Below are 6,689 nucleotides of genomic sequence, written 5' to 3'. Positions count from 1 at the left end.
CGCAGGGCCTGACGCTGCTGCCGCTGCTGACCGCCGTCCCCGCCGGGTGCGGGGCCGGATGAGCGGCTCACGCGGCCTCGCGTCCGCCGACGTCGAGCGCGTGGCCCGCCACTTCGGCGCTGCCGAGCACGAGGCCGCCGGCACCGGGTGGCGGTTTCGCTGCCCGTCCTGCGCGGGGTGGGACTTCGGCCCCACCCTGCCGCTGGTCACCTACGTCCGCGTCTGGCTGCACGGCGGCCGGCTGCCCGGCGGAGTCCTGGGCGGTGCCGCGTGCCTGGACTGCGGGCACATCACCTCGCCCGACGCGGTGGACGTCCCGCTCCCCTGAAGACCGGCCACGCGCCCCGCCTGGCCCTCGACTCGTACGACCGGCGGCACAACGCGCCGCCGCCCCCGACCTGATCCGCCCTGCCAAGGAGGCAACCTCTTCGTGTCCCCCGCTACCGCGACCGTCACCGTGACCGACGCCCCCGCCACTCTGGCCCCGGCCAAGCCGACCGCGCGCATGATCCTCGACCACGGCCCGCTCACCCGCGCCCTGAAGATCGCCGAGTTCGGTGTCGGCGTGAAGTCCCCCTCCGAGGCACAGCGCGGCGTGTTCATCGAAACGGGCCGCGGCCGGGCGACGCTCACCACGTTCGACTACGAGACGGCCGTGTCGGTCTCCGTGCCGGGCCGCGCCCGCAAGGGCGGCAGTCTGCTGCACTTCGGGCAGTTGCAGAAGGCGCTGGCGGCCATGGTCGCCGGTGAGACGAAGGCCCAGGCCGAGCGCACTTCGGTGTCCCTGGCCGGCGACCTGCTGTCCACCGAGCACCTGACCGTGCCCATCGCCGCGCTGGAAATGGAGGAGTTCACCCGGCCGCCGGAACCGGTACCCGCGATGGCGACGGTGGACGCCGGGGAGTTCTTCGCCGAGCTCAAGCGGGTCCTGCCGGCCGCCGGGCGCGACGACACCCTGCCGGTCCTCACCGCGGTCCACCTGACCCTGTCCGGCCAGACCCTCACCATGGCCGCGACCGACCGGTACCGCCTGGCCGAAGGCCACGTCCGGGCCGAGGCGACCGTCCGCCCGCTGGAAGCGCCGCTGAGCGTCCTGTTCCCCGCCGACGTCCTCACCGCGCTGCTGAAGCGGTTCACGTCCTACGACGGCCCGGTCGGCGTCGGCCTGCTGGACGCGGCCAGCAGCGACATCCCCCGCGCCACGCTGTCGCTGGGGGACACCACGGTCACCGTGCGCGCCCGCGAGGGAAAGTTCCCCGCCTACTCCGCGTTCTTCCCCAACGAGTTCGTCGCGAGCGTCCGCATCGACCGGGCCACGCTGGTCAAGGCGGCCAAGAAGGGGCGGGCCATGGCGCAGGCCGTCGGCGGCACCCACAGCCCCGTCGCCCTGCGCTGGAGCGGCGAGGGCGCGCTCGCCCTCGCACCCGTCATCGGCACCCCCGAGCAGCAGGCCCGCGTCAAGGGCATGACCGTCCCCTTCACCCTCGACCACGGCACGACCGCGGACGTCGCGGGGATGAGCGTCCACTTCAACCCCGCCTTCCTGCTCGCCGCGCTCGACGCCTTCACCGGCCAGGACACCGTCACCGTGCACATCCGCCAGTTCGAGGAGGGGCAGTCCCGCAAGCCGGTGCTGCTGACCGACGACCCGGCCGCCAAGGACAGCTACCGGCACCTGCTCATCCCGATCCGGCTCGACCCGCCCAAGTAGCCCTGCCCGACCCGCACTGCGGGGCGCAGCCCGTCCGCGGCGCCCCACCCCCCGTACGCCCAGAGGAAGAGTTCACCGTGCGCCACCAGCTCACCGACGCCGCCCTGGCCCACATCGCCCTCGACGCGAACGTCCGGCACGTCCCGGCCTGGCTCTACGTGCAGGACCAGGGCGACGGCACCGTGTCGTTCGTCGGCTCCAGCCGCGTTCCCGGCGGCGACACCCACCCCCTGCGCTACGGCAGCGACCGCACCCACCAGTTCCTCGTCGGCGAGCTGCTGGTGCGCCCCCACTACGCACTGGACACCAACGTCCTGCGCGGACAGGGCCTGGGCGGGCTGGTGACGCAGCACCCCGATCTCGGCCGGTTCCTCGACGACGGCGAGATCCTCCTCAACCCCCACGGACTGTGCCCCGTCACCCCACGCTGACCTGTACACACGGCACGGCCCGATGTCAGACCTCTACGTAAGGATCACCGCATGAGCACCGCAACCGCCCTGGCCAGCCGCACCGACTACGACGCGGCCGTCGACACCGCCCTCGCCGCCTGCACCGCCTACTACGGCGACGGGGACACCACGCTCGACGACGCCACCTACGACGCCCTGGTGCGCCAGCTGACCGACTACGAGCGCGAGCACCCCGACCACGTCCGGGCCGATTCCCCGGTGGGCAAGATCGCCGGCGGCGCGGCACCGGCCGGAGACGTCCCCCACACCGTCCCGATGCTCTCCCTCGACAACGTCTTCGACGCCGCAGGACTGGCGAAGTGGGGCGCATCGCTGTCCCGCCGCCTCGACGCCCCGGTGCGCGGCGGCTACGCGGCCGAGCCGAAGCTCGACGGCATGGCAGTGGCCGCCCGCTACTCCAAGGGCGTGCTGACGAAGCTGGTCGGCCGCGGCGACGGACACCACGGCGAGGACCTGTCCGCGGCCATCGGCAGCATCATCGGCCTGCCCACGCGCCTGGACAGCGAGGCGACCGTGGAGGTGCGCGGCGAAGTCCTTTTGACCAGGGCGCAGTTCGAGGCCGCCAACGACCTGCGGGCCGAGCACGGCGACAAGCCCTTCGCCAACCCGCGCAACGGCACCGCCGGCACGCTGCGCGGCGCGAAGACCCGCAACTACACGATCATGACGACGTTCTTCGCGTACGGAGCGGTCAGCCTCGACGGGGTGGACTTCCTGCGCGGGGACACCCACGAGGCCGTCATGACGCAGGTCGCCGAGCTCGGCGTGCAGACCACCGCAGCCACCGAGGTCGGGCTGCGGGTGTTCTCCACCCTGGAGGAGGTCCACACCCGCGTGGAGGAGATCATCGCGCTGCGCGGCGAACTCCCCTTCAACATCGACGGCGTCGTGATCAAGGCGAACAGCTTCGCCGAGCAGAACACGGCCGGGTTCGCCACCCGCCACCCGCACTGGGCCATCGCCCGGAAGCTGCCCCCCGTCGAGCGGCAGACGAAGCTGATCGGCGTCGAGTGGCGCGTGGGCCGCACCGGCATCATCGCGCCGCGCGCCGTCCTGGAGCCGGTCGAGGTCGACGGCAGCACCGTGCAGTACGCCACCCTCCACAATCCCGAGTTCATCACCAAGAGCGGCATGATGATCGGCGACACCGTGACGGTGTGGAAGGCCGGCGACATCATCCCGCGCATCGAAGCCCCGGTCCTGGACCTGCGCGGCGAGGACGTCACCCCGGTCGTCTTCCCCGACGCCTGCCCGGAGTGCGGCGGCGAGGTCGACAAGAGCGGCAAGCGCTGGGAGTGCGCCGACTCCTCCGGCGGCGGCTGCGGTCTGCTGGCCGCCCTGCGCTACGCCGTCGCCCGCGACATGCTCGACATCGACGGCCTGGGCGAGGTCTTCCTGGAAGCCCTCGTCGAGGCCGAGGCCGTCGCCGACGTCGCGGACCTGTTCACCCTCGACCGCGACCAGCTCACGGCCGCGGCCCGCAGCGACAAGCGGGCCGACACCATCCTCGGCCAGATCGCCGCAGCCAAGGACAAGCCGCTGAACCGGATCTTCTGCGCCCTGGGCATCGTGCGCACCGGCCGGACCCTGTCCCGCGAGATCGCACGGCACTTCACCACCATGGACGCCATCCGCGCAGCCGACGCCGACGCCCTGGCCAAGGTGAAGAAGCTGCCGCCCGCCAACGCCCCGAAGATCGCCGCCCACATCGCCCTCATGGGACCGGTCATCGACAAGCTGGCCGACGCCGGGGTGAACATGAGCGAGCCGGAAACGAACACCGCCGACGGCCCGCTGTCCGGTCAGACCGTCGTCGTCACCGGAGGCATGCGCGGCTCGATGGCCCACCTCCGCAACCGCAACGAGATCCGGGAGTTCATCGAGAACGCGGGCGGTACGTCCTCGGGCTCGCTGTCGAAGAAGACGACGCTGCTGGTCGCGGGCGAGAACGCCGGATCGAAGCTCGCCAAGGCCCGCGAGCTGGGCGTACGGGTCGTCACCGAGGAAGAGTTCGCCGCGATGGTCACCGCCCCGCAGTCCTGATCCCGACAGGCTCACTCACACCCGGGCCGGTGCTCCGCACTTCGCGGCGCACCGGCCCGGGCGTGCTCGGTCTCGGTCTCTGTCTCTGTCCACAGGTCCGGGCCCTCACGCTGCTGCCCCGGCCCCGGGGGACACCGCCCGGACCGCCCGACCCCGACGAGAGGAAGTTCATGAGCTACACCCGGTTCCAGGACGCGCGTTCCGCCGCCCACCTGGGCGGCAGCGAGCGGCCGTGGCTGCACAGCCTGCTGCACAAGCACGCGGCCGGCACCCTCCTGGACCGCCCCGACTCCGCCCAGGTCGCCGCGACGCTGTACGAGTTGCTGCCCGCCGGCCACGACCTGCGGCACGTACCCCTGCACTCCGACCATCAGGCCCGCCGTTGGTTGCATCTGTACGTGCGCTGCCTGATCGGCATCTTCGACGACCCGGTCGCCGAGCACCGCGGACACGTCATCGGCCCCTTCACCCTCATGCTCAACACCGCCATGGAGTCGGGCGGCGACGCCCTCCGGCTGGCCGCGCGTCTGCACGGGCAGTGCGAAGTGAACTGCTGGGTCGACGGCCCCAACCGGGACTGGCTGGCCGACGTCATCACGGAGGCGCTCACCAGCGGCCTCTACCGCCCGGACTGCGGCTGGGAGAAGGTCCGCGACCTGCTGCGCGAGCGGGCCGACCTGCCCGTGGTCGTCTCTTTCAGCGAATCCTTCCCCACCTTCTGGAGCGCCCAGGGCGGCGACGCCGGCGACGACCCGGACGAGGCCGAACAGCGATGGGAGGCGTTGCCAGCCGGCGAGCGGTGGCAGCGGGGCATGGCCGCGCTGCACCGGCGCCACCAGGACCAGCTGGAGCTACGCCCCGACTGGGCCGGCTACCGCTTCGGCCACGAACTGTCCTTCACCGACCTGCTCGCCGAGGACCGGGCGGAGCGGCTGGAGCGCGCCTTCTCCCCCGGCCCGTCGGCCGCCTGAGCCAGTGCGCCGGCGGTCGGTGGTCCCGGTCTCTGTCCACAGGGCTCACCGCGCACCGTGTGGGACGAACGGCCGCGCGTGAGCGGCCCGGAGCGAGGAGGACCCGTGTGTAGATCGCAGGCCCAGGGCGGCCGACGCTGCCGTGGCAGCAGCCTGGCGGTGCGGCGGGCGACGTACGCCGTGAAGTCCTCTGCCGCGTCCAAGGCCGCGAACAAGGCCCTCGCCGACGGCGAGCTCGACCAGAACTCGGAGGCGTACCGGCAGTTCGAGCTGGCGCACTCATCAGCGATGCGGGCCCGGCGGCTGGCGCAGGAGGGGGACCACGACGGGGCGGCGGATGCCGCACTGGACGCCAAGAGCGACATGAACCGCGCCGCGCGGCTGCTCAAGGCGCACGCTGCGCGCCGGGCCGAGCCGCCGACGCCCGCGCAGAGCACCGACGAGCAGATCAACGGAACGCTGGAGAGGATCAACACCAAGTACAAGCGCGGCGATCCGGCCTACTCGCACAACTGCACCAGCGTGGTGCAGGCCTACGAGCTGTCGAGACGGGGTCAGAGCGTGAAGGCCGGGCCGCTGGAGCCCGGCCAGACCGGGGGCCGGCCGCTGGCGGTGATTGAGGAGGCGTGGGGGACGTCGTTCACCACGGCCTACAGCTCGCTGCCCTCGGACTCCGACGGCGGCCGCGCCGAGGTGGAGGAGGCGTTCAAGGAACCCGGCTCCCGCGGGGTCGTCTTCGTCGCCTGGCGCTCAGGCGGTGCGCACGTGTTCAACGTCGAGAACGTCGACGGCACCGTGCGCTTCGTCGACGGCCAGCCCAACCCCCCGGTCACGAACGCCGGTTGGTACTTCCGCCGCAGTCTCGTCACCCAGTGGGTACGGCTGGACGACAAGCCCACCCCGGCGCCCGGCGCGACCGCCCGCTACCTCGAGCCCTGACCCACACCACAGCATGACACATAAAACTTGACACGCTGCGGCCTCATAGTGTAGATTAATGAATACGTGAACGATAGAGGATGGGGACTGCTATGACGCTTTCTTACGCGGACGCCCGTGCGCGGGTCATCGCCGCGACCAAGCCCGGCTGGAACAACGGCACGTTCTGCCTGGACGACCGGGAGATCACGGAGAACGACGACATGTTCGTCTTCAACGTCGGTGCCCGGGAGTTCCTGGTGGACAACGACACCTCCTTCGCGGTCGTCGGCGGCGTCTGGGTGGTCTACAAGTCCGACGGGCGGGTGACCACCCTCCCCTCCGTGGACGTGGCGACGGACCAGAGCATCCGGACCCGGCCGAACCCGGAGCCGACGATGAGCTGAGGTCCGCGAGCAGCCCCGCAGGCAGCACGGCGCGGCGGCGGCGTTCTGGAACGGGGTGCCCGCCGCCGCGCCGCCGCGCCTGCTCCGCGCTCCGTCTCTGTCCACAACCCGCCCCGACCAGCATCAATGCGCCACGGTGGCCGGCCGGTCAGTGAGCAGGTCGGGA

7 protein-coding genes are annotated in these 6,689 nt (G+C 71.9%); all 7 read left to right on the top strand.

The genetic code is table 11. The features are described from left to right. A partial coding sequence (locus GA0115259_RS26715; protein WP_218104239.1) for a hypothetical protein occupies positions 1 to 328 on the top strand: 328 nt, incomplete at its 5' end. A 102-nt stretch (positions 329 to 430) separates the two neighbouring features. Next, positions 431 to 1,711, top strand: coding sequence for a DNA polymerase III subunit beta (locus tag GA0115259_RS26710; protein ID WP_093601764.1), 1,281 nt, complete (start codon positions 431 to 433; stop codon positions 1,709 to 1,711). A 77-nt stretch (positions 1,712 to 1,788) separates the two neighbouring features. Further along, positions 1,789 to 2,142 carry a hypothetical protein gene (locus tag GA0115259_RS26705; protein WP_093601762.1) on the top strand — a complete coding sequence of 118 codons (354 nt, stop codon included), beginning with the start codon at positions 1,789 to 1,791 and terminating at the stop codon, positions 2,140 to 2,142. 51 nt (positions 2,143 to 2,193) lie between these two features. Further along, positions 2,194 to 4,227, top strand: coding sequence for an NAD-dependent DNA ligase LigA (gene ligA / locus GA0115259_RS26700; RefSeq protein WP_093601760.1), 2,034 nt, complete (start codon positions 2,194 to 2,196; stop codon positions 4,225 to 4,227). 170 nt (positions 4,228 to 4,397) lie between these two features. Next, the gene (locus GA0115259_RS26695; protein ID WP_093601758.1) at positions 4,398 to 5,198 is read left to right on the top strand and encodes a hypothetical protein; all 801 of its coding nucleotides are present in this window, start codon (positions 4,398 to 4,400) and stop codon (positions 5,196 to 5,198) included. A gap of 105 nt (positions 5,199 to 5,303) precedes the next feature. Then, the gene (locus tag GA0115259_RS26690) at positions 5,304 to 6,137 is read left to right on the top strand and encodes a toxin glutamine deamidase domain-containing protein (protein WP_141716699.1); all 834 of its coding nucleotides are present in this window, start codon (positions 5,304 to 5,306) and stop codon (positions 6,135 to 6,137) included. A gap of 92 nt (positions 6,138 to 6,229) precedes the next feature. Next, positions 6,230 to 6,523, top strand: coding sequence for a hypothetical protein (locus tag GA0115259_RS26685; protein ID WP_093601754.1), 294 nt, complete (start codon positions 6,230 to 6,232; stop codon positions 6,521 to 6,523). Positions 6,524 to 6,689 lie beyond the last annotated feature (166 nt).

This window comes from Streptomyces sp. MnatMP-M17 (assembly GCF_900091995.1).
Lineage (GTDB): Bacteria > Actinomycetota > Actinomycetes > Streptomycetales > Streptomycetaceae > Streptomyces.
Note: the sequence above shows the minus strand (reverse complement) of the source record. Positions and strands in the feature narration are given on the sequence as shown.